At 69.4% G+C, this 23201-nt stretch carries 16 protein-coding genes and 2 pseudogenes; 8 read left to right on the forward strand and 10 right to left on the reverse strand.

Annotation, left to right across the window (positions count from 1 at the left end; translation table 11 throughout):
• Positions 1-87: 87 nt before the first annotated feature.
• The 3 genes from ABZ923_RS35905 to ABZ923_RS35915 form a co-directional block, all read right to left on the reverse strand.
• Positions 88-255 (reverse strand): hypothetical protein, encoded by a 168-nt coding sequence (locus ABZ923_RS35905; RefSeq protein ID WP_190201688.1) that lies wholly within the window; start codon positions 253-255, stop codon positions 88-90.
• An 87-nt stretch (positions 256-342) separates the two neighbouring features.
• Positions 343-636 carry a hypothetical protein gene (locus ABZ923_RS35910; RefSeq protein WP_361480749.1) on the reverse strand — a complete coding sequence of 98 codons (294 nt, stop codon included), beginning with the start codon at positions 634-636 and terminating at the stop codon, positions 343-345.
• Positions 637-697: 61 nt separating this feature from the next.
• A complete protein-coding gene (locus tag ABZ923_RS35915) occupies positions 698-892 on the reverse strand; it encodes a zinc ribbon domain-containing protein (protein WP_361480752.1) in 195 nt (64 codons plus the stop codon).
• A 292-nt stretch (positions 893-1184) separates the two neighbouring features.
• On the opposite strand from ABZ923_RS35915, the gene ABZ923_RS35920 reads away from it, so the two are divergent.
• The 6 genes and pseudogenes from ABZ923_RS35920 (at position 1185) to ABZ923_RS35945 (ending at position 12000) form a co-directional block, all read left to right on the forward strand.
• A complete protein-coding gene (locus ABZ923_RS35920) occupies positions 1185-3731 on the forward strand; it encodes a Helicase associated domain protein (protein WP_361480755.1) in 2547 nt (848 codons plus the stop codon).
• 179 nt (positions 3732-3910) lie between these two features.
• Positions 3911-4183, forward strand: a pseudogene (locus ABZ923_RS35925) (helicase); the annotation flags it as partial.
• 559 nt (positions 4184-4742) lie between these two features.
• Entirely contained in the window at positions 4743-5399 is a 657-nt protein-coding gene (locus tag ABZ923_RS35930; protein ID WP_361480791.1) for a TnsA-like heteromeric transposase endonuclease subunit, read from the forward strand.
• Positions 5396-7648 carry a transposase gene (locus ABZ923_RS35935; protein ID WP_361480758.1) on the forward strand — a complete coding sequence of 751 codons (2253 nt, stop codon included), beginning with the start codon at positions 5396-5398 and terminating at the stop codon, positions 7646-7648. The genes ABZ923_RS35930 and ABZ923_RS35935 overlap by 4 nt, the downstream gene beginning before the upstream one ends.
• Positions 7642-8670, forward strand: a complete 1029-nt coding sequence (locus ABZ923_RS35940; protein WP_361480761.1) for a TniB family NTP-binding protein — start codon at positions 7642-7644, stop codon at positions 8668-8670. The genes ABZ923_RS35935 and ABZ923_RS35940 overlap by 7 nt, the downstream gene beginning before the upstream one ends.
• A 162-nt stretch (positions 8671-8832) precedes the next feature.
• On the forward strand, positions 8833-12000 hold the full coding sequence (locus ABZ923_RS35945; protein WP_361480764.1) for a helicase associated domain-containing protein: 3168 nt from the start codon (positions 8833-8835) through the stop codon (positions 11998-12000).
• Positions 12001-12073: 73 nt separating this feature from the next.
• Here the strand turns inward: ABZ923_RS35945 and ABZ923_RS35950 are convergent, their stop codons facing one another.
• Positions 12074-13561, reverse strand: a complete 1488-nt coding sequence (locus ABZ923_RS35950) for a UvrD-helicase domain-containing protein (RefSeq protein WP_361480767.1) — start codon at positions 13559-13561, stop codon at positions 12074-12076.
• Positions 13548-15683: an AAA family ATPase gene (locus ABZ923_RS35955; RefSeq protein ID WP_361480770.1), complete on the reverse strand. Its 2136-nt coding sequence runs from the start codon at positions 15681-15683 to the stop codon at positions 13548-13550. Before ABZ923_RS35955 ends, ABZ923_RS35950 begins: the two co-directional genes overlap by 14 nt.
• 289 nt (positions 15684-15972) lie before the next feature.
• Between ABZ923_RS35955 and ABZ923_RS35960 the strand changes: the two are divergent.
• Positions 15973-16428 (forward strand): annotated as a pseudogene (locus tag ABZ923_RS35960) (helicase associated domain-containing protein); the annotation flags it as partial.
• Between the two features lie 133 nt (positions 16429-16561).
• Here the strand turns inward: ABZ923_RS35960 and ABZ923_RS35965 are convergent.
• The 3 genes from ABZ923_RS35965 to ABZ923_RS35975 form a co-directional block, all read right to left on the reverse strand.
• Positions 16562-17236, reverse strand: coding sequence for an NAD-dependent epimerase/dehydratase family protein (locus ABZ923_RS35965; protein WP_361480773.1), 675 nt, complete (start codon positions 17234-17236; stop codon positions 16562-16564).
• Between the two features lie 115 nt (positions 17237-17351).
• On the reverse strand, positions 17352-18185 hold the full coding sequence (locus ABZ923_RS35970) for an oxidoreductase (RefSeq protein ID WP_361480776.1): 834 nt from the start codon (positions 18183-18185) through the stop codon (positions 17352-17354).
• Positions 18186-18236: 51 nt separating this feature from the next.
• On the reverse strand, positions 18237-19052 hold the full coding sequence (locus ABZ923_RS35975) for an SDR family oxidoreductase (RefSeq protein WP_361480779.1): 816 nt from the start codon (positions 19050-19052) through the stop codon (positions 18237-18239).
• A gap of 195 nt (positions 19053-19247) precedes the next feature.
• On the opposite strand from ABZ923_RS35975, the gene ABZ923_RS35980 reads away from it, so the two are divergent.
• Positions 19248-20249: an AraC family transcriptional regulator ligand-binding domain-containing protein gene (locus ABZ923_RS35980; protein ID WP_361480782.1), complete on the forward strand. Its 1002-nt coding sequence runs from the start codon at positions 19248-19250 to the stop codon at positions 20247-20249.
• Here ABZ923_RS35980 and ABZ923_RS35985 read toward each other — a convergent pair.
• Positions 20231-20713, reverse strand: a complete 483-nt coding sequence (locus tag ABZ923_RS35985; protein ID WP_361480785.1) for a hypothetical protein — start codon at positions 20711-20713, stop codon at positions 20231-20233. The two genes, ABZ923_RS35980 and ABZ923_RS35985, sit on opposite strands and share 19 nt — an antisense overlap.
• A gap of 32 nt (positions 20714-20745) precedes the next feature.
• The gene (locus ABZ923_RS35990) at positions 20746-22737 is read right to left on the reverse strand and encodes an amino acid transporter (protein WP_361480788.1); all 1992 of its coding nucleotides are present in this window, start codon (positions 22735-22737) and stop codon (positions 20746-20748) included.
• Positions 22738-23201: the final 464 nt, after the last annotated feature.

Here is a 23201-nt window from a genome sequence, read left to right on the forward strand (position 1 = left end):
GTGTGTTCCGTTTGTGTGTGGCGGGTGTCTTGGTGGGGGGGCGTGGGGCGCGGCCCCCCCCCCCCCCCCCCCCGCGCCGCCACGGGGTCAGCGTCTGCGGGCCCAGCCGGCACCGACTCCGGCCACATGCAAAGCCAGAGCCGTCAGCCCGAGAAGCATGACGTTCGTCGAAGAGAATGCATCGTTGGTACTGATATCAGCCGCGTTGATCAAAAACGCAAAGAAGAACAGCACTGCCGCGACTATGCCAAGCATGAGGAGCTCCTTCCATGAGGGGGTGAAGCCCGTATGCCCGGCTAACGCTCCCGCAGACGCACGGAGGTCCGGGCCGTTCCCCAGCGGTCAGGCATGCGCATGGCGTGGCCGGGTCGCCCGCCGTGGTGCGGCGTGGCGGGCGGGTTCAGCCGAGTCCGCGAACTGGAGACGCTGGAGCCATATTGAGGAGGTGAGCAGCAGGCCGGTGAAGATGGCCAGGAGGAGGGCGGAGACCCACATCTGCCGGCTTCCGGGGGTCTGCCAGCCGGTCCAGGCGGTCGATGCCGCCCACACCAGGGCGCCCACGGCGTAGAAGGCGCGGACCCGGCGCAGCTGCCGCACGGCCCGCAGGGACATGATGCGATCAGTCGTGGATGCCATGCCGGCCCGTGTACCCCCGTGCACGCTGCTCAGCAGACCGGGTTCACTTCTGCTGTTTCGGTCATTTCTGCTCGTGCTGCTGGGTTCGCCCTTCGAAGTCGCGTCGCACTGCGGCTCCTTGGTCTTCGATCAGACCGTCACTGTCGGGGAGGTCCAGGACGGCGCCGCAGCGGCTGCATAGCTTCCCGTCTTCGGCGGGCGTGCCGCAGGCCTTGCAGAACCGGTTGCCTTGGTTGTTCTCGGTCTTCTGTTCCATGGTCTCTCCCGGATAGTGGAGCAGTGATGACTGCGGAGTACCCGTGGCTTCCGTATTGATTCTCTGGAGGGGCTGCTTCATTTTTCGGCTGCGATAGACTATGGACTCAGGTGACTGTAGCGCTGTGAGGCCTGGTGATCCGCTGGAGACGGTTGTCTGTGTCCCGCATCGGAGGTGTGCAGTCGGTGTAGCGGTGGGAGCCGGCTTACTCAATGCCCGTGGGGCACAGGGTGGTTGGCCGTGTGTGGGTGCGTGAGAGCTGTTGTCCAGCTCGCCGGAGAGGGTGGATCGGATGGCTGTGAAAGGACTTCGTCCTCATCAGCGTGAAGCCGTGGACGCGGTTGTCCGAGCGCTCGAATTGCCTGCAAGATCTACTGTGCCCGAGCGGGGTCTGCGGACTCAGGTGGTCATGGCGACCGGATCGGGCAAGACTCTCGTCGCCGTGCGCAGCGCGGAGGAGCTGCAGGCGGGTCGCGTGCTGGTGCTCGTACCGTCGCTGGACCTGCTCGCCCAGACCGAGGCCGCCTGGCGCGAGGGCGGCCGTACGGGGCCGATGATCGGGGTCTCGTCCCTGCGCGGGCCGGAGGCGTCCTTTCCGAACACCACGGACGTGGACGAGCTGGTCGCCTGGGTCCGCCCGCTCGACAAGGTGACAGTATTCGCCACGTACGCCTCGCTCGGGCTCGGCACGCTGGAACGCGCGCACGCCGCCGGCCTTCCGGCGTGGTCGCTGATCGTCGTGGACGAGGCGCACAGGGTTTCGGGCCGGATCGGGAAGCCGTGGGCGGTCGTCCACGACAACACCCGCATCCCCGCCCTGCGCCGGCTCTACATGACCGCCACACCCCGGCTGTGGCAGCTGGACGACGACTCCGAGGCCGCGCCGGGCGCGCCCGGCGAGCTTGTGGCGTCGATGGAGGACGATCCGCAGGGTCCGTTCGGGGCGCGCTGCTACACGCTGACGCTGTCGGAAGCCATCGACCGGGGAATCTGCGCGCCGTACCAGGTGGTGTGCGTGGACATCACCGACACGCACCTGCAGGCCGCACAGCTCCTGGGCGCCGAGGCCCGCTCGGATCAGGTACGCGGGGCGCGGCTCGCCGCCCTGCAGACGGCACTGGTGAAGGCCTCGGCCGAGGAGGGGTTGCGCAGGACGCTGGTCTTCCATCACCAGGTCCGCGAGGCCGAGGCGTTCGCGGCCGGCCTTCCTGACGTCGCGCAGCGGCTGTACGCCGCCGAGCCGGAGTTGTACCCGCGTACCGTGTGGGCGAACTGGCTGTGCGGCGACCACAAACCGGGCCACCGGCGGCGTGTGCTGGACGAGTTCTCCAGAGGGATCGCTGCTGATGGCACGGTGGTGGAGAAGACGTTCCTCGGGTCCGTTCGCGTGCTCGGTGAGGGGGTCGATACTCGGGAATGTGACTCCGTGTACTTCGCCGACGTCCGCGGCTCCATGCCCGACCTCGTCCAAGCCGTCGGCCGCGCGCTGCGGATGCAGCCCGGTGAGGGGAAGGTCGCCTCGCTGGTGGTGCCGGTCCTGCTCGGGCCCGGGGAGACGGTGGACAGCATGCTGACCTCGCGGGCATTCGGCGGCCTGGCCAAGCTGCTGGAAGCGCTCAGGGCACACGACGCCCGGGTCGTGGAAGCACTCGCCGAGCCGCAGGCGCGAAGCCGTGTCAGGGGCGTACAGAGCCGCAACGGGGCAGAGGAGGAGGGAGCAGGCAGCGACCGAAGCGACCGACTCTCGGTACCGGCCCGAGAACTACTGAAGTTCTCCACCCCCCGGGACCCGGCGCAGCTGGCCGCGTTCATCAACCTGCGCGTCCTCCACCCCGAACACGCCCATTGGCGACGCGGCATCGAAGCCGCCGCCATCTACAACCGGCTGCACGGCGACCTGCGCGTGCCCTTCACCTACCGCGTACCGGCGGGTGGGGAAGCGGAAGCCGAGGGCTGGCCCGCCTCCCTCGCCGGTTTCCCGCTTGGGCAATGGGTGGCCGACGCTCGAAGGATCTACGCCCGCGGCACCATGGGCCCCGACCGGGTGGCGCAGCTGGAACGGTTGGGCATGGTCTGGTCGCACTATGACGTCGCCTGGGAAGAAGGCCTCGCCGCAGCCCGCGGCTGGGCGGCCGAGAACGGGCACCTCGCAGCACCGACCGACGCCACCTACAAGGGATACCGGGTAGGGATCTTTCTGAAGAACGCGCGGGCCGCCGCCCGGAAAGCTGTCGACATCGAGCACCGGCGCGCCGAAGGTCTTCCGGTCGGCTCGGCGGCCGGCGCCCTTTCACAGGAGCGGCGCGAGCAACTGGACGACATCGACCCCGCCTGGTGCCCCACCTGGCCCGTGGAATGGCAACGCGCCTTCCACCTCCTCCGGCAGCACCTACAGGCCGGCGGCCAGCTGCCCACGTCGCCGGGCGTCGTCGTGCACCAGGGCGAGGACCTGGGGCGGTGGGTACGGGCACAGCGGCTCGGCTGGGACAAGCTCACAGGCGCACAGCAGTGGATGTGCGCGCACATCCTCGGGATCAAGCCCGCCAGCGAGGACGAGAAACCGGCGCCGCGGCGCAGCCAGGCCGACAAATGGGCACTCAACCTCGCCGCCGCCACCCAGTACTACCAACGCGAAGGACACCTACGGGTACCGAGGAGTCACATCGAGACCATCGTCATCGGCGTCCGCGACTGCGGCGAAGGCAGCGGCACCGGCCAGGACCAGGAGGAACACCTTGTGCGACTAGGGGCATGGGTCAGCAACCAGCGGAGCAGGGCCGGGGCGCTCTCGCCAGAGCGGGTGGAACAGCTCTCCGCCATCGGCATGCGATGGACCTGACAGTCGCCAGGGGCCGACCGCCCAAGCGCAGCTACTGTGACCGCAGAGTCGCCGATGAAGCGTACATTTAGCGTACGCAGCGCGTACGGATGCCATTCCAGGGGCGGGCCGGAGCGCGTTGGTGACTCCCGCCTGATGTCCGCCTTGGTTCGCCGAGCAGCCACCCCCGCACCCAACGCGAGCGGGGAGTCGAGGCCGTCTGCTTCGCCGACACCCGCGGCTCGCAGGTGGAGATCGGGGTGGCCAGGACATCGTGCCGGTGTTCCTGGAGCCGGGTGAGGACCCGACGGACATGGTCGCCAGCGCCTCGTTCCGCCCCCTTGTAAACGGTCCTTCGTTGAGCAGCTCGCCTCCCGCGCGCTCACGATGAAGACGGGCAGATCGTCGGGGCCGGCGGCGGGGGTGACAGTGAGGGCCAGGAGGACGACACGCAGGCCGCTGCCGAAGCGGCGCCTGCTGCACTTCTCCACCCGAGGCCAGGATGGTGTGGCGCCAGGGACACGATGATCGACGCCCTGGCTGCCCATGAGTTCGCCGGGCGCCTTCGCCAGGTACTGCAGCACGTCGTACCCGTGCGTACGGGCGGTTGCTCCCGGTGCTGATCGCCGGGGATGTGCTCGCGGCGCCCTGAGTGAGGGCGAGGACGGACACAACGGCCTGCAATGGGAACGTGAAAAGTGCGGAACTCTGCACTGACACCGGTGCCCGGGCGCGGCACCCTGGGTGCCGCGTGCAGCCGCAACATCCGGCGGTTGCACCGATGTTGCGGTTACCGGCCGGTTCTCCTGCGCGGCAGGTCAGGCATGGCGTTGTGTGGAGTACGTGATCATCGACAGCAGCCAGGAGGCCGCCTCGTCCGCGGTCCCCGGGGCCGGGTGCAGCATCCCCGAGCCGCACAGTACGGGTGGGGCTGTTCGACGCGAAGAAGCTGCGGCTGTAGATGCCAGCCTGATCGATGTGCGCTTTCGAGACCCTCTGGGGTGCTCGCGTCAGGTCCCGTGGCTTGAGGCTGTGCAGGACGTCTCCTTCGAGGAGAGTCCTGCGGTACGGCCTTTCCCTGTCCGGCCCGGGCGGCGCGTTGCTCCGGGCTGGTGGTGGTCGTCGACGACCGGGCGGCTGGTGGCGTACGGGTCCGGTGTCATGCGGACTCAGCTGATGCTGCTGGACCGGGATCCGGCGGTGGTGGCGCTGGCCTGCCGGCCGGTGGAACTGGTGTGGCGTGAGGAAAGCAGGGTTGTTGGTCATGCGCCGCAGCTGATGGCCAGGCTTCAGGACGGCAGTGGCCTGTTGCTCGACTGCGCGGGACGCAGCGGGCCCTCTGCCCGGCTGGCAAAGCGGGCGCGGGTTGTGGGGGCTGCCGCCAAGGCGGCGGGCTGGTCCTACCGGCTCGCGGGGCCGCCGGCTCCGGTGCTGGTGGCCAATGTGCGGTGGCTGGCGGGTTACCGGCATCCCCGGTACGCCGCAGGGCCGTGGACGCCAGCTCTGCTGGAGGCCTTCGGCAGGCCGCGGCCGGCGGTGGAGGCGGTGCGTGAGCTGGGTGACCCGATCGCCGTGTGGCCTGTGGTCTTTCACGCGCTGTGGAGCGGTGTGCTGCGGGTGCGGCTGGACGAACCGCTGCACGAGCGTGCCGTCGTCTCGGTCGCATGGCAGGAGGCCGAAGCGGCGTGACGCAGGCGGTTGTCGAGGTCGGGGCGCGCCTTTCCTACGACGGACGGGTATGGACGCTCGCCGTGCTGGAGGGTGCCCGGGCCACGCTGGTGAACGACGAGGGCGCCTCGGCGGTGGTGCTGCTGCCCTACCTGTTCGCCGATCCGTCCTTCGAGGTGGAAGGCGGGCAGGCGCCGGGGCGGGTGCCGCCGTTCGGGCTGCTGGAGGCGCTGCCGGAACAGGTGCGGGAGCGGGCTCTGGCGTGGCAGCGGCATGTGCGGGAGGTGGAGACCGGCTTTCCTGACGCGGTCGGGCAGGGTGCCCCGCGTGAGCAGTTCGATCCGGCGACACGGAGTCTGGCGCAGCGGGAGCGGGCGAAAGCCGAGGAGTTGACGGCGGCGGGCTGGGCGGCGAGTGCGGCAACGGTACGCCGGATGCGGACGCGCTACCGCAGCGAGGGCTTGTGGGGGCTGGTGGACGGCCGGGCGGTGCGGGAGCGATCGGCCCTGGGGCGGGCCGATGAGCGGGTGGTCGCGGCAGTCAGGAAGGTGCTGGAGGGGCAGCGGGAGCGGTCGACGGGCACGCTGGTGCGGCTGCGCCGCCGGGTGGGGTGGCTGCTGGAGAAGGAGTACGGCGCCGGGGTGGTGGCCCTGCCGCCGGCGTCGACGTTCAACCGGCTGGTGCACGCGGTGGCCGACGGCCAGGGCCTTTTGGGGACAGCGGCGCAGCGGCGGTGGCATGCGTCGCGGCCGGCACCTCCGTTCACGCCGACGGTGGCACTGCGGCCGGGTGAGCTGGTGATGCTGGACAGCACGCCGCTGGATGTACTGGCGGTCCTGGACGACGGTGTGACCGGCCGTCTTGAACTGTGTATCGCGCTGGACGTGGCGACGCGCAGCATCTGCGCGGCGGTGGTGCGTCCGGTGGGCACGACGTCGGTGGACGCGGCGATGCTGCTGGCGCAGATGGTGGTGCCGACGGCGATGCGGCCGGGCTGGGATGCGGCACTGTCCATGCAGCGGTCGGTCATGCCCTACGAGCGGCTGATCGCGTTGGACGCGCGGCTGGAGCAGGCGGCTGCCCGGCCGGTGATCATGCCGGAGACGGTGGTCGTGGACCAGGGCCGGGTGTATGTGTCGGCGTCGTTCGTCTCGGCGTGCGAGAGCCTGGGGGTGTCGGTGCAGCCGGTGCCGCCGGCGAACGGCCCGGCGAAGGGGAACGTGGAGCGGACCTTCCGGGCCATCGCCGACGGGTTCAGCCAGTACCTGCCGGGCCACACCGGCTCGGATGTCTCCCAGCGGGGCGCGGCCGCGGAGCAGGATGCCTGCTGGAGTCTGGCGCAGCTTCAGGAGCTGCTGGACGAGTGGGTCGTCTGCGGGTGGCAGGAGCGCCGGCACGAGGCGCTGCGGCACCCGATGATGCCGCGGGTCGCCGTCTCCCCGAACGAGATGTGGGCGGCTTTGGTGGCGGTGACGGGGCATGTGCCGGTGCCGTTGTCCGCCGACGACTACGTCGAGCTGCTGCCTCTTCGGTGGCAGGCCGTCAACGACTACGGCGTCCGCTTCGGCTACCGCACCTACGACCACCCCGGCCTGAACCCCTACCGGCGCCGCCGCTCACCGCGGGCGGACAAGAACGGACGGTGGGAGGTCCACCACAACCCCTACGACCCCAACCGGGTCTGGGTGCGCCTGCCCGAGGGATGGCTCGAGGTGCCGTGGGTCCACGCGGGGGCGGTCAGGCGCCCGTTCACCGCGTTCACCTTCGACCACGTCCGCCGCACCCTGGAACGCCGGCATGGCCGTGAAGAGCACGAGGCCGCGATCGCCCAGGCACTCGATGCGCTGCTGCGCCGTGCCAGCCAGGGACTGGGCAGCAGGCGAGAGCGGACGGTAGCCGCCCGGGCCCAGGCGGCCGTGCAGATGACCGATCCCTCTCCCGCCACCACCCCGCAGCAGTGGCCTGCGCCTCTCGCGCCGGGGGCCTCGTTCGGGCTGTCCGGTTCCTTCACCGTCCCGCTTCAGGATGCCGACGGCTGGGACGCCGACGACAGCCTGGACGATATCGAGGACAACACGGACGACGAGGACTACCTTCTCGCCTCCCTCGCCGACGACCAGGACGCCGCGGCAGCCCACGCGGATGAGGCCGAAGCATCCGGGCAGACGGCCGAAACGCCCCGGGACCAGGCCGCTGAGCAGACGCTGGACACCGCAGGGGCAGGCGGCATGCGCATCTACGACCCGTACCAGGAGGCCCAGGCATGGTGACAGCGGCCCAGCCCGCCACCACGAGCACGTTCAGTCCGCTGACCACGTGGGACGGATGGCAGCAGTTCGTCGACACGCCCCGCGCACCGGCACGGGACGCCGACGACCAGGAATGGACGCTGGAGCAGCGGGAGGACTACCACGCACGGTTCGTGGTGCTGAAGACCCCCGCCATGGACACCATCTCCACTGCAGTGCGCCGTCTGCTGCTGCTCAACCGCGGCCAGCAGGGCGGAGCCAGACGCGGCCTGATCATCTCCGGGCCGGCCACCACCGGGAAGACCACCGCGATGCAGCAGCTCGGGCGCACCGTCGAACTCGCCGACCGGCGCCGCCACCCGAACCAGGACGGGCGGCTGCCGGTCCTGTTCATCACCGTGCCGCCGTCCTCCACCCCGAAGATGCTCATCAGCGAGTTCGCTCGCTTCCTCGGCCTGCCCGCCCTGGAACGGATGAACCAGATCCAGATCACCAACGCCGTGTGCGAGCTGCTGTGCGAGATGGGCACCCAGCTGGTCCTGGTCGACGACGTGCACCTGATGGACACCCGCAGCCGAGCCGGCGCCGAGACCTCCGACCAGCTGAAGTACCTCGGCGAGCGGATCCCGGCGACCTTCGTCTACTCCGGCATCGACGTCGAATCCTCGCCGCTGCTGACCGGCGTGCGCGGCTCCCAGCTCGCCGGCCGCTTCAAAATCGTGCGCAACCAGCCGCTGCGCTACGGCAGCCCAGCCGACCAGCAGATCTGGCATGACCTGGTGCACGGCATGGACAGCGCCCTGCGGCTGCGTCGGCACCGGCCCGGCGCCCTGCTCACGCACACCGCCTACCTGCACGCCCGCACCGGCGGCCGCATGGGCAGCCTCTCCCACCTCATCCGCGAAGCCGCCCTCGTATCACTGCTGGACGGCACCGAGAAGATCACCAAGAAACTACTCGAACAGATCGAGCTCGACAGCGCCGCCGAACAACGGGCCCGGGCACCGCACCGCCGACGGATGCCCTCGCAACGCCAGCCCTGACCGGCGGGGTCTGCCCCAACCGTCCGTCCCGCTCTCCCGTTCGGCCACTGCCCGGATGCCAGCGCCTCCGAACCCGCCAGGAACGACCTCTGCCCCCTCATGCACGCCTCTCTTCCACCACAGCCGCAGCCGCCGCGTACGGCTGCGGCACGTCCGGGGCCGGTGCGGCTCGCGCCGCTTAAGGGCGAGACGAACCTGTCGTACCTGGACCGGCTGGCCGACCGCTACCGGCTCGGCGTCAGAGACCTCATCCCGGCGCTCCTCCAGACCGGCGGAGGCCTGTTCAAGGGTTACCGGACGGACGGCGAGGTGTACCTCAACGCCGAAGCCCGCGCCCGCGTCTCCGCCTTCGGCCGCGTACCCGAGAACGTCTTGGGAAAGGCCCTGCCCGCCTGGACCGCCCAGGAACCGCTCTCGCCGGACGGGGCGGGTGCAGCCGGGCGGTTCCGCTTCGGAGCCGTGGTGCCGGCCGCGGGGGAAGGCTGCCGGCTGTGCACGGCCGCACGCACCGGACGTACCAAGCCCGCCCGGCTGTACCTGCAGCCGCACACCCGCATCTGCCCACGCCACCGGCGCTGGATGCTCGGCACCCACTGGATCGACGGTACGCCGGCCGACACCGAGCAGATCGACCTGACAGAGCTGCCGGAGATGGTCACGGCGCACCGGCGGCATCTGGACCTGCTGCGCCACCGGCCGGACGCCGCCCGGGCGTTCGAGGTCGCGCACGCCGTGATCGTCTCCTGGTGGGCACAGCAATGGCCCGAAGAAGAGCAGTGGCCTCGCCGGGTACGCCAACTCACGCCGCAGGGGGCCGATCCCGGCTGGTGGCGGCTGCTGGCCAGGGACGCGGTCACCTACCCCGAGACCGTCGCCCTCACCTCGGTCCTCACCGATGAACGCACCAAGCAGCGGCTGATCGCCGACACCGGCGGACATCTGCCTCACACGCTCGCTCACGTGCCTGGTCTGGTCGGCGAACTGGCGCGGGTCACGGGGCGGCCGTGGCTTGTTGATCGGATCGCCTCAACCTCGGCCGGTCCTTTGCAGCTCTGGGCGCAGCACTGCATACGGGCCGCCGCAGACGCAGCCGTCGCCGACCGGCTGTGGACGCTGCACATGGCGCACCGGCCCCGCCCCATCGCCCGCGAACTCATCGCCTACCGCGACGCCGCACAGCAGCCGGAGAAGGCTGCGGGCGGTAAACGGCTGCACCTGGGCCTCCGGCACAGGTCGGATCAGGCGTTCACAACGGGGCTGGCACACGCCCGTGCCTACGCCGCGGTACACGGCCATCTCGCCGCCCCGATCCACAGCCGGTTCGACGGCTTTGCCCTGGGCCGATGGCTGTCGAATCATCGGAAGTTTCCGGCGATGCCGCCCGAACATGTCGCAGAACTCGAGGCGCTGGATCCGTGGTGGCGGCCGCCGTGGACGGTGATGTGGCAGCGCTTCTACTACCAGGCCCGTGACCACGTCCGCGCCCGCGGATCCTTGCGGCCCGACCGCGGTTTCCCCACCACCAGCTTCAGTCTGGGCGAATGGCTGTACAACCAGTGCACCGGCTACGACGACCTGCACCCCGCACAACAGCGCCTCCTGGCCGACATCGGCCTCACCCCCGAGAGCGCTCGGGCGGCCCGGCCCCGCCGCAAGCACATGGCCACCCACTTCCAGCGCGCCCTCGCCTGCGCCCGCGCCTTCGCCGAGGCCCACGGGACGCTGGTGAACGCGACCACCGACACCGTCCAGGACGGACTGAAGCTGGGACAGTGGCTGGCCAACCAGCGCAACAAGGACCGCACCTACCAGCACCGCCACGGCGCCCCCTCACCCCGGGCGCTCGCGCTGTCGGCGATCGACCCCTGGTGGAACCCGCGCTGGACACTGGAATGGCAGCGCTCCTGGCACCAGACACGCACCCACGTCGAAGGCGGTCACGTCCTGGACGCCGTGGCCGGGTTCCCCGGCACCAGCAGCGCGCTCGCCACCTGGCTGACCACCCAGTGCGCCCAGTACGACACACTCCTGCCCGACCAGCAGGACCTACTCGCCCAAATCGGGCTGACAGCAGACCGAGCCCGTGGCGCCGCAGCACGGCCCGCCGAACGCGAAGCCGACTTCGCCGTCGGCCTCGGCTACGCACGCTCCTACCACTCGGCACACGGCACCCTGGCTGCCGCGATCAACACCGTCCACGACGGGTTCCAGCTCGGACGATGGCTGCGCCGGCAACGCCAGCACGCCCGTAACGACGCCGACCGGGGTGCACCTGCCTCTGCCGCCGCGAAGACCCTGACCACAGTCGATCCCTGGTGGTGCCCGCCCTGGAGCCTGGCGTGGCAGCGCGCCTGGCAGCACATCCACAACCAGATCAAGGCCGGCCGCCACCTCGACGCCGACCACCACTTCCGCAGCTTCGCCCCCACCCAACGCGCCTGGCTGCGCCTGCAGCGCACCCACTACGACGGCCTGCACCCCGGCCAGCAGCGCCTCCTGACCGCCATCGGCCTCACCCGCGAGACCGCCCGCACCCGGCCCCTCACCCCGTACGCCGAAACCGCACTCGCCCACGCCCGCGTCTACGCCGCCGCCCACCACACCCTGGCCGTGGCCTACTCCACCGTCCACGACGGCTTCCCCCTCGGCCGCTGGCTCAACGACCAACGCCAACAAGCCCGACGCGAGACCACCCCCAACGCCCGCCACCAAGCCCTCACCACGATCGACCCATGGTGGAACCCACCCTGGGACCTGGCCTGGCAACGCACCTACACACGCGCCCGCACCACACACACCCGCCCCAGCGACCCGCCGGCCAACGTACGCGCGTGGACCGCCGCACAGCGCACCGCCTGGACACATCTACGCCCCCAGCAGCAACAACTCCTGACCGAGCTGGGCATCACCCCCGCTTCAGAAGAAGCCGCCGATCACCGCCGCCGGACCAGCCGCGTCTACCCGCCCAGTCCTGGTCTCGCCCACGCCCGCGCCTACGCCGCCCTGAACGGCCACCTCTCCCCCAGCACCGACACCCACCACAACGACTTCCCCCTCGGCAGGTGGCTGGTACAAACACGCCGCAAAGCCCGACAAGGCCGCCTGGCCCCCACCACCACCCAGGCACTCCAAGCCCTCGATCCCTGGTGGAACCCACCCTGGCCCAGCATCTGGCAACGCACCTACCAGCAGACCAAGCAGGCCCACTACACCGGCCAGCACCTCTCCCCCGACCTGAAGCGATGGACCGAGCAGCAACGCACCTACTGGGACACCCTCCACCCCGACCAGCAACAGCTCCTCACTCGCATCGGCATCCACCCCGGATAGAACCGACGACGTTGGAGGGCCTACGCAGCCATATTGTCCGCTCGGGGTCGGTCGCTGCCCGCAGAGGAGACCGTCACGGGGCGTCTCCATAGACGGCGGTGGTCATTCGCTTGGCGCGGGTGAGGGCCACGTAGAGCTTGCGGTGGTCTTCGCTGTCGGAGCTGAGGCCTTGTCGCAGGGTTTCTCGCTCCGGGGCGGTGAGGCAGACGCCGACGGCGTCCCACTCCCGTCCCTTGGCCTGATGGGCGGTCAGGCCGGGGATGAGGCGTGCAGAGGCGTGGAGACGGGCTCTCAGGTTCTCCAGGCGTGCCGTGTGGGTGTGGTTGCGTCGTCTGGGCAGTGGACGGTCGGTTTCGCTGGCGACGACTGTGTTGAGGGAAGTCCAGATCTCGGCGATACCCGTCGTACCCGCGAGATCAGCGATGACGGCCTGGAGGGGAGAGCGCAGGCGCTGTGCCGCCTCGTGGTCGATGCCGAGAGTGGTGAGGGCATCACTATGGAAGGTGGCGTTTTCCCCGAACATCCGCTGGGTGACTTCGCTGAGCAGGAGAGTGCAGGCTGCTTCGTGGATGTGGCCTGTGGTCGATCCGTAGGCGAGGGGCAGGACATGGGGCCCGGCCTCCCACAGGGGTTTCCATCGCAGGGCAAGGAGAACGTCCATGTTCTCGGCCTGCCCTTCGGGAAGGGACACGCCCTGACCTGCACGCAACTGATCTGCCAACAGGGCTTGTTGGGCACTCCTCCACCGGAAGGAGGTGTGCAAGTCTCGCTGGGTAAAACGGGCATCCTTGACCAGGCCGGGCACCTGTTCAGGGCGGGCGCCGCGGAAGCCGTACAGGGCCTGCCACGGATCACCGACCACGGTGACCTCCAGACCTGCGTCGGCGGCGAGGCGGACCAAGGACAAGTCCAGGGCGTTGGCGTCGAAGATCTCGTCGACAATCAGCGCCCGTGCGGTCTGAGCGAGACGGGCGAGCAGGACATCGCGAACGCCGTGAGCACCCAGGGCCGATTCGAGGAGGTGGCGCGCATCCTGGTGTGTGCAGTAACCCTCGGCCAGCGCCTCGCCGACGTCAGCGGCGCTGGGTCTGTTCGCTTTCCCGGCTCGTCGGACGACCTGGGTGGCGACCTGGTCCGTTTCCAAGACCACAGTGGGCTCTCTGTCGGTCCACTGAGTGGATAGCAGCACCCGCCAGTGGTCGATGACGGTGAGGTGGCGGTGGCCTGCGGGCCACCGCACGTGTCCGGTGTGCAGGAGGTGGGTGAGCAGGTCGCACACGATGGTGTCGAGTGTGACGATGCGGTGCGGCCAGGCGAGAGCGTTCGTGCCCCATTGGCTGAGCACGCGATCGCGGAGTTCGGCGGTCGCGGAGCGGGTGAAACTAACCGCGATGACGGCGCGCTGGTCATTGCCATTGAAGCGCTGGATACCGAAGCGTTGAGCCGCCACGGTGGTCTTGCCGGATCCCGGGGCCGCTTCGATGTAGAGGCGGCGGCGCGGTGTTCCGGCCGCGATCAGTTGTTCAGCGGTAAGAGCGCTGGCGGTGTCAGCTCGGGTCACGGTCCGCGTCCCCCCATGGGTCCGCCGCCCACGGTTCAGATCCCCAGGAACCTGCTGCCCACGGGTCGGTATCGGCAGGCTGCGTCGGGGCAGTGGGCCAAGCTCCGGCCGACATGGGTACCGGCGAGGCAGTAGGGCTGCCCGAATCGACCGGGGACAGATCAAGGATGGTCGGCGGCAAGGCAAGCGGGACGTCTTCCTCCTCTGCTTCTCCCCCTTCGGCGCCGTCTCCGTCCCGGGGTTCCGCGGGATGCGGAAAGAGGAAGTCGAACAGATTCTTGAGATGGTCGGGGACCTGGACCGGTTCGCCGCGTTCGACTGCATCGGCCAGCAGAAAAGCCAGTGCGTCGGCGAAGGCCGCCTTGTCCTTGGCGTGCGGGCCCGCCGGCACACCTGGGGCGCCCTCCTTGCCCTTACGGGCGCTCTTGAACAGGTTGTGCACCGACTGCGGGGTGATCGGCTCGATGGGTACTGCGCCGATGTCGGTCAGCGCGGACTCGATGAGCTGCTCGTTGCCCTGGGTGATGGACGGCTCCAATGTCGGGTGGCTGATGAATGCCTGCACCACGGCCGGATCGTGGTCGGCCAGCCAGGTGGGCGGGGTGGGCTGTTCGTCGAAGGGCTTGTCGCTGTCGCGCAACACGGCCAGCCGGGTGCAGATCTCCGCACCCTTCGTCGCCAGGAACCGCGAAGTCCACGGCCCGACTTTGGTCCCGACGTACATGATGCTGAGTGCCTCGACGAAGGCACGCTTCGCCGCGTCTGACCCGGCCCAAGCTCGGCCGAAGTCGCGGAGGATGGCGGCTTCGGTCACTCCTTCGACCACGACGAGCCGCTCAGCGAACAGTGCGGCCGAGCGGCTGGCGTCCATGTGCAGGCGGGCCATGCGCAGCGTCTTGTCGCGCTCGGTCATCGGGATCGTGGCGATCGGTCGGCAGACGCGCTGGCCGTCCGGCGTGCGCCGCAGCACCACCAGTTGTTCGGGGTCGCAGGAAGTGATGATGTCGGTGGCGTGGCTGGAGAGCACGATCTGCAATTCCGGACGCTCGCGCACGGTCTTGCGCAGGTAGCGCACGAGGGCGTGCTGCAGCTGGGGGTGGAGGTGGGCTTCGGGCTCCTCGATGACCACGGTGGCGTGGAACGGAGTGCGGGGAAAGAAGGAGTCCGCCTCGGATTCGGCTTCCGCCCCAGCCTGCACGCGGCGCTCCCTCGCCAACTGCTCCTCGTCCGCTTGCGTCAGTTCCCCGGGTTCGTCGCTGGTCTCAGACGCCTCTCCTGCGACTGCGGCTGCGGCGCGTGCGGCGGAGTCGGGTATCGCGGCCAGCGTGACGGCCATGTGGAGCAGGTTGACGTAGCCCAAGCCCGAGACCTCCAGCGGACGGGCCGAGGTACGACCTTCGACGACAGCCAGCATCAGTTCCAGGACACGCGCGAGGTAGGAGTCGTCTATCACCTGTCCTCGCACGTAAGACCACTGGCGCTGCACGCCCGAAGTGAGAGAGGCGAGATGGGTGCTTATACGTTCCTCAACGGCTTCGATAAGCCCGTCCTTGGCGAGGTTTTCCAAAAGCCGGGATGCCTTCACCCGCAGCGGTACCAGGCTGCGGCTGCCATCAAGGCGTTCCTGCTGGGCGCGCAGCAGCTCGATGAGGATCCGGGTCTCACGGCGGGCCAGCTCATCCAGAGGGTGGCGCCAAGCCGGCAGGTAGATGAACTTGAACGGGTCCGTTCCCAGACCCGGTTGCTGTATTCGATACCGGTCGACCTGAGCGCGGACCGTGCCCAAGTTACGTTGGAATCCACTGAACCATTGCTGCGCGACGTCGCCGGCGGATCGGTGCGCAGAGGCCTGGATCTGCTGTCCCAGAGGTCCTTCGGCATCCACGGCGTGCTCCAGGCTGTACTGCACCTCGACGCCCAAGCCATCACCTGTGCCGAGAACGGCAGCGCTCTGCCTGGGCAGCAGCGGGAAGCGGCTGGTATGCGCCAGGTACAGGGAGTCGGTGATCGTGGTCTTGCCGGCTCCGTTCGCCCCGATCAGAACGCTGAAGCGTCCCGGCAGCTGGCACTCGACCTCCCCCTCAGCGCTAGCTCTCAGCCCGGAGACCTTGACGCGGCTCAAATACAACGGACCCCCCTAACAACCCTGATGGCACAACAGCTTCCATCATCATTGCTGACACGGACACCCCTCACCCCAAAACACGACCCATCCCATCAAATAGCAGCTCACTCCAACTGCATGACGCCCAATAAACCTGCGCACAGCCACGTACACACAGGTCAGGCAGACACCACCCCGCCCAGCCTCACACTCCGGACTCCCCCAAGCACCACGAACATCACCCAGAAGAACTGAGAAACCCCAGCTCACAGCCACAGCAACAACTCACAAAAACTGGGCGACGACACGCATCGCGCAGCTGGAGAAGCTCGGCATGATCTGGTCGCACTACGACGTCGCCTGGGAAGAAGGACTCGCCGCAGCCCGCGGATGGGCCGCCGAAAACGGACACCTCCTGGCCCCGACCGACGCCACCTACAAGGGATACCGCGTGGGCATCTGGCTGAAGAACGCGCGGGCCGCCGCCCGGAAGGCGCAGCAGATCGAGCAGCGGCGCGCCGAAGGACTGCCTGTCGGATCATCGGCCGGCGCGCTGTCGCACGAGCGGCGCGAGCAACTGGACGCCATCGACCCCGCCTGGTGCCCCGCCTGGCCCGTGGAATGGCAACGCGCCTTCCACCTCCTCCGGCAGCATCTCCAGGCCGGCGGCCAGCTGCCCACGTCGCCGGGCGTGGTCGTGCACCAGGGCGAGGATCTGGGGCGGTGGGTACGGGCACAGCGGCTGGGCTGGGACAAGCTCACCCACCGTGCAGCAGTGGCGAGAGGGGAAACAGCGGCAGCCGTGACGAGCACTGCCTGTACCGCCTTGTAGGCGGCGGCCTAGCGGTCGCAGTCCGACAGGGTGGGCAGGAGCACCACTGCGGTGATCATCTCCTTCACCTCTGTGAGACGGCCAGATGGTTGATGCCGGGGTTGTGCAGGACGGCGGGAGCGTTGCTGCCCGGCCGGGCCGCGGCGAGCATGGCCCGGCCGACGGTGTCCGTGGTGGTGACGTGACGGGGGAAGAGGCACCCCAGGAGCGGGTGGAGGGCCGCGGTGATTCGGTAGATCCTGCGGTAGAGCGGGGTGCGGGAGACGGCACCGTCGACCGGCTGGACGAAGCCGAGACGGAACATGTACGCCCTCATGGGCAGCGCCCGAAGGTCGTTCTCCGTGTGGCCCTTGACGCGAGCCCACATCTGTCGGCTATGGCCGGTCGGGTCGGTGCCCTCACCGGAGACGTATACGAACGTCAGGCCCGGGCTCGCGGCGATCAGGGCACGAGCCGCGGCCAGTACGTAGTCATACGTGACGCGGGTGTACTCGGCCTCGGAGCGGCCCACGGCGGAGACGCCGAGGCAGTAGAAGCAGGCGTCCAGGCCGGTGAGCTCGTCCTGGACCGCTGTGAAGTCAGTGAAGTCGGCGTGGACGATCTGCCGCAGCTTGGGGTGGACCATGTCCAGCGGGGTTCGGACGACGGCGACGACCTCGGTGACCGCGTCGTCCCGCAGGGACGCGTACAGGGCGCCGTGCCCGATCATGCCGGACGCTCCGAAGACGATGACACGCACGAGTTCTCCCGATGGTGAAGGTGTGCCCGGAGGCAGGATTCGGTGCAAAGAGTGACCGGGCGCGGTGCACGCGCCGCCGCGGTCCAGGCCCCCCCGGCGCCCCCTCCCCGGGGGATCAGCGGGGAAGGCCCACGGACCGGGCCATCATCGCGTCGAAGGCCCGATCGGGCAGGACGCGGCGCAGGGCGAGGAGGGGACGTGCGCCGAAGCCGGTGGCGTATCGGGTCCTGGGCCGGCGGGCCGTGACGGCCTTGCCGACGGCCTCGGCGATGACGGTGGGCGGGGACATGCGCTTGGCCATGGCCTCGGAGCGCATGGAGGCGGCGACGGCCTCGGCCTGGCCGGAGTAGGCACCGCCGGCGGACGACTTCTCCAGGTGGTCGGCGGCGATGCCGCTCCACTCGGTGCGGATGCCGCCGGGTTCGATGACGACGACGTCGATCCCGAAGGGCTTGACCTCCATCCGCAGGCAGTCGCTGAGGGCTTCGAGGGCGAACTTGGTGCCGTGGTACCAGCCGCCGAGCGGGGTGTGGATCTTCCCGCCCATCGAGGTGACGTTGACGACCGTCCCGCTGCGCCTGGCCCGCATGTGCGGCAGGACGATCTGGGTCAGACGGACGGCGCCGAAGACGTTGACGTCGAACTGGCGACGCGCCTCCTCCTGCGGAACATCCTCCAGGGCGCCGTACGAGCCGTATCCGGCGTTGTTGACCACCACGTCGATGCGGCCGGTCTCGGAGACGATCCGGTCGACTCCCCTCCGCATCGACTCGTCGTCGGTCACGTCCATCGCCAGCGGGCGCATGCCGCGCTCCGCGAGCTTGTGCAGGCGGTCGGTGCGGCGGGCCGCGCCATAGACGGTGTAGCCGAGGCTGATGAGCTTAAGGGCGGTCGCCTCGCCGATGCCGGAGGAGGCACCGGTCACCAGAGCGGTCTTAGGGGTGGTCATGAGGTCCTCGTCAGGGGGTGGGCTGTGGGTGGCCGGTAGTGCGGGCGGCGGTCAGATGCCGAACTGGCTCTTGATGCCGCCGAGGAAGGTGGCGTCGTCCGTGGCGGCGCGCTGGGCGATCAGCTCGGCCGCGAACGGTCCGGCGGGGTAGCGCAGCTGGTCGGTGCCGTCGGTGGCCGCCCGGTAGACGGTCTCGGCGACGACCTCGGGCTTGTCACCACCGGCGCCCAACTGCGCCTGCCCTTCGAGGACCGCTCCGACCAGCTGCTGGTACTCGGCCAGGGACTCGTCGTTGGTGAAGTCGAAGGAACGGCCGGCAAAGTCGGTGTCGACGATGCCCGGCTCGACGAGCTTGACCTTGACGCCGATCGCGGCGAGTTCGTAGTGCAGGGCCTCGCTCAGTCCTTCGACGGCGAACTTGCTGCCGTGGTACAGGGTGCCCAGCGGGAAGGTGACCTTGCCGCCAATGGAGGAGATGTTGATGACGGTGCCGCTGCCGTTCGCACGCAGGTGCGGCAGAAGGGCCTTGGTCGTCTCCAGCAGGCCCATAACGTTCACGTCGAACTGACGGCGGGCCTTCTCCATCGAAATCGCTTCCAGCAGGCCGTAGGCGCCGTACCCAGCGTTGTTCAGCAGCACGTCGATCCGGCCGAACCGCTCCAGGCCAGCGTCGACGGCCGAGGTGATCGAGGCAGGGTCCTGCACGTCGAGCCGGGTGACGAGCACGTTCTCCAGCGCGGTGAGCTCGCTCTCCCGCTCGGGGCTGCGCATCGTGGCGATCACGTTCCAGCCCTGCTTGTGGAAGTGCTTCGCACTCGCCCGGCCGATGCCGCTGGAGCTGCCGGTGATGAGGATCGTCTGGGTCATGGTCGTCTCCGTTCCTTCGCCGAGCCCACCTCGGTGGTGGCTCGTGGCTTCCACGCTAGGCGGAGAAACACGGCAAGGAACTAGCGGAAGACGCCGTTCTCCTTGCCGTTCACGCCATCCATTTGTGGCGTCTTCTGCGGGTTCAATGGCGCACACGGCATATCCACGTCGCGTGCGCGGAACTACCCTCGAGGCATGGCATCGAAGCAGTTCACCCTGGACCCGGGGACCCGCGCCCTCCTGCACGACCTTGGCGTCTCCCTCGCCCGCGTGCTGCGCCGGGCGCAGCTTCCGGCCGGTCTCTTCGCGCACGGCCAGGTCACGATGGCGACCGAGGAGTACTACCGGTTCTGGGACGCGCTGGACACCGAGGCCGCGGATCCCGACCTGGCGGTGAGGATCGGGCGGGCCCTGTCCGTCGAGGCGTTCAACCCGCCGATCTTCGCCGCGCTGTGCAGCGCGGACCTGCGCACCGCGGCCGAACGCATCGCCGCCTTCAAACCGCTCATTGGCCCCGTGAACCTCGACGTCACCGCCGACCGCTCCGGGCTGACGATCACGGTCCACTGGCCCGACGGCCCGACGCCACCCCCACTCCTTGTCGCGGCCGAGCTCGCGTTCTGGGCAGCGCTGGCACGTATCGGCACACGGCGCGAGGTGAACCCGACCCACGTCGCCATGCGCCACGCCCCGGATCCCTCGCCCGAGACCACCTCGTACTTCGGCACGCCAATCCGCGAGAGCGAGGCCGACACCGTCGCCTTCTCCGCCGAGGACGCCTCACTACCGTTCCTCACCGAGGACGAAGCCATGTGGAAATTCTTCGCACCGGAACTACGCCGCCGCCTGTCCGAACTCGAAGCGTCCGCCACCACGGCCGACCGGGTGCGCGCCGCACTCCACGAACACCTGCCCGCCGGCGAAAGCTCCATCAACGCCGTCGCCGCCCAGCTCATGCTCAGCCCCCGCACCCTCCAGCGACAGCTCCAGGCAGAAGGCACCAGCTACCAGGCCGTCCTCAGCGACACCAGGGAAAAGCTCGCCCGCCGCTACCTGACGGACCCCGCCCTCCCCACCTCCCAGGTCGCCTACCTCCTCGCCTACGACGACACCAACTCCTTCTACAGGGCCTTCCGCCGCTGGACCGGACTCACACCCGAAGCTGCACGCAACACCGACTACCTCACGCCCGCCTGATCGGTGAACTGATCCCCACCCACACAAGTGGAGAGTCCGGCTCGGATCACGGATCCGCCAACCAGTGTGAACAGGTTCCGCCAACCGCGGTGAACAGATGCGTCGTGGCCTACGCGGACTCTGCGGGCGATCCGCCAACTATCGCGAACGGTCACACTTCCGGTGGGGGCCTCGGGGGTCGGGGTGTCGTACACCGTCGGTGTGCCGGGGAGTTCGGCCTCCAGCTTGGTCGCGGCGCCGCACTTCGGGCAGTAGATCCGGACCGTGAGCGCCTTGTACTCGCCGCCGTGGCCGCACGCGGTCTTGTCCTTGGTCCCCACCGGGCAGGAGTGGCCGCTGTAGGCGCTCTCACGGATGGCGGTGTCCAACCGGTAGTCGACCTCCCACCCGGCCGCCGTGCAGTCTTCCTGGTGCTCGGGGGCGGTGTAGTCCAGGTGCGCGGCGAGCGCGGACAGGCCGGTCACTGGTCGTCGCCCCCCGATGCCGCGGGTCCGTGTCAGCCGCCGACGTGGATGCCGGGGCGGCGTTCCGGGGCGGGCTCGTGCTTGCGGATGATCTCGCGGGTGACTGGTGCGGTGTCGCCGCGGCCGAGGAGGAAGTAGCGGAACATGTGCCGCAACGGGCTGCCCTCGGCCCACGCGAAGTAACAGTGCGGCTGGACACCGGTGGCGTCGCGCAGGGCGAGCAGGATCGCGGCGATGGCGTTCGGAGCGGCTGGGGCGTGGGCGCGCAGGATCCGGTAGTCGCCGACCTCGACGCCGTGCACGGTGAGGGTGTCGCTGAAGTCGGAGGGGTCGACCACGTCGATCTCCAGGAACAGCACGTCGGCGGGGGCGGGCACCGGGTTGGTGCCGCGCTGTTCGCGTTCCTTGGCGGTGTACTCGGCGACGTCGCCCGCTTGACGGCGGTTGGCGATGATGTTGATGGAGTTGTCGTGGGCGAGGGTGTCGGTGACGAACCGGCGGGCGGCCTCGTCGAGGACGATGCGGTCGGCGCGCAGCTCGGTGGTGCGGGAGACCCGGGAGATCAGCGACACCGCGATGATGCCGGCGATGAAGAAGCCGGAGATGGCGATGCCGTCAGGTTTGTCGACGATGTTGTAGACCAGGGCGTAGGCCAGCACCAGGGTCAGCAGGGCGAAGCCCACGGCGCTCATGCGTCGGCCGCGGCGCACGGAGGAGACGGTGACGGCGAAGGCGCCGGAGACCATCATGGCCAGGATGCCGGTGGCGTAGGCGCCTGCCTGGGCGTTGACGTCGGCGTTGAAGGCGATGGTGAGGGCGATGCACAGGACGGTGTAGACCAGGACGACGGGGCGTACGGCACGTCCCCATTCGGGGGCCATTCCGTAGTCAGGGAGGTACCGGGGGACGATGTTGATCAGTCCCGCCATCGCCGATGCGCCAGCGAACCAGAGGATCAGAATCGTACTGATGTCGTAGACGGTGCCGAAGGCCTCTCCGACGTGTTCGTGGGCCAGCCAGGCCAGGGCCCGGCCGTTGGCCGCCCCACCGGGCTCGAACTGGCGCTCAGGGATGAGGACGGTGGTGACGAAGCTCGCGGCCAGCAGGTAGACGCTCATGACGACGGCGGCGGTGGTGAGCAGCTTGCGAGTGTTGCGGATCCGGGCTTCGAGCCGCTGCTCGGCGTCGGCGCCGTCAGCGGACACCAGCGGCATCATGCTCACTCCCGTCTCGAAGCCGGACAGTCCCAGCACCAGCAGTGGGAATGCCGTCAGCGCCGGACCCGCAAGGTTGCCGAATCCTCCGCCGCCCTCGGTGAGGGCACCGGTCCACGCCGACCACGCCCCGGGGGTGGTGATCACGTGCGCCAGGCCGACGCCGATGACGGCCGCGTTGAGCGCCAGGAAGAGGACCACCAGCGGGATGGCCACCTTGACCGCTTCGCTGAAGCCCATCAGGAACACCCCGCCCAGTACCAGCAGCAGCGCCACCGTCAGGGCGGCCCCGTGACCGTGCAGGGCATGGGGGAAGAAGGGATTCTCCAGCACGTGCACGGAGGCGTCCGCCGTGGACAGGGTGATCGTGATGATCCACGAGGTGGCCACGAAACCGAGCAGGACCAGCACGAACAGCTTGCCCCACCAGAAGGGCAGCAGGTCCTCCAGCATCGCCACCGAGCCCGCTCCGTACGGGCTCTCCCGGGCCACCCGTCGGTACATCGGCAGCATGCCCAGCAGAGTGAGTGCCACGATCAGCAGCGTCGCCAGCGGGGACACCGCACCGGCGGCGAGCGCGGCGATGGCCGGCACGTAGGCCAGGCTGGAGAAGTAGTCCACCCCGGTCAGGCACATCACCTTCCACCAGGCATGCGGCTCGGTGTGCCCCTCACCGGCCGCCGGCCCCACCGGCTGCACCTGGTGGCGCAGCAGCCATCGCGCCAGGCCCTGGCGCGACTGCGGCCGCGTAGCGGGAGTGTCCACCAGTTCCGGGACCACTGTTTCCTTCGCCTCGCTCATATCCCCCATCAGCCTTCCTGCCTGCTCAGCGTGCCCGTCACGGCAGTCACCGCACTTCACGGCGCCGCGACGATCCACGAGTATGCGCGCCCGGTCCCACCCGCCTCCGGGGGTGGAGGCGGGTGACGGTGCGCGACGTCCTCGCCGGATTCCTCATCCCTCGTGCCCCGCCGATGCGTTCTTCACCGCTGAGGAGCGTCCGAGGGCGGGGCCCGGCCTCGCGTCCGCGCGTCGGCCAGGCAAAGCGCTGTCCGGCTGCCGGAGGACGGTGAGGGACACCCAGGGTGGAAAAACACTTTGGAGCCACCACGAACCTCGCAATCACAGCCGGTCCGGGACGGTGAAGGCAGTCGGGCCCGGGCCGGCCAGGTGAATCTGCGCCCGCGGTCAACGTCGCCATCATGACCGCCGCCTGCCCGAACACGTGGAACAGCGGGAGTCCGGTGCCCGTACGGTCGGAGCTCGATGCGCGG

It is taken from the genome of Streptomyces sp. NPDC046881 (genome assembly GCF_040645015.1).
Classification (GTDB): Bacteria; Actinomycetota; Actinomycetes; order Streptomycetales; family Streptomycetaceae; genus Streptomyces.

Coding starts and splice junctions, on each gene's coding strand:
- ABZ923_RS35905 (WP_190201688.1), bottom strand. CDS start 255: ATGCTTGGCATAGTCGCGGCAGTGCTGTTCTTCTTTGCGTTTTTGATC.
- ABZ923_RS35910 (WP_361480749.1), bottom strand. CDS start 636: ATGGCATCCACGACTGATCGCATCATGTCCCTGCGGGCCGTGCGGCAG.
- ABZ923_RS35915 (WP_361480752.1), bottom strand. CDS start 892: ATGGAACAGAAGACCGAGAACAACCAAGGCAACCGGTTCTGCAAGGCC.
- ABZ923_RS35920 (WP_361480755.1), top strand. CDS start 1,185: ATGGCTGTGAAAGGACTTCGTCCTCATCAGCGTGAAGCCGTGGACGCG.
- ABZ923_RS35940 (WP_361480761.1), top strand. CDS start 7,642: ATGGTGACAGCGGCCCAGCCCGCCACCACGAGCACGTTCAGTCCGCTG.
- ABZ923_RS35970 (WP_361480776.1), bottom strand. CDS start 18,185: ATGACCACCCCTAAGACCGCTCTGGTGACCGGTGCCTCCTCCGGCATC.
- ABZ923_RS35975 (WP_361480779.1), bottom strand. CDS start 19,052: ATGACCCAGACGATCCTCATCACCGGCAGCTCCAGCGGCATCGGCCGG.
- ABZ923_RS35980 (WP_361480782.1), top strand. CDS start 19,248: ATGGCATCGAAGCAGTTCACCCTGGACCCGGGGACCCGCGCCCTCCTG.
- ABZ923_RS35990 (WP_361480788.1), bottom strand. CDS start 22,737: ATGGGGGATATGAGCGAGGCGAAGGAAACAGTGGTCCCGGAACTGGTG.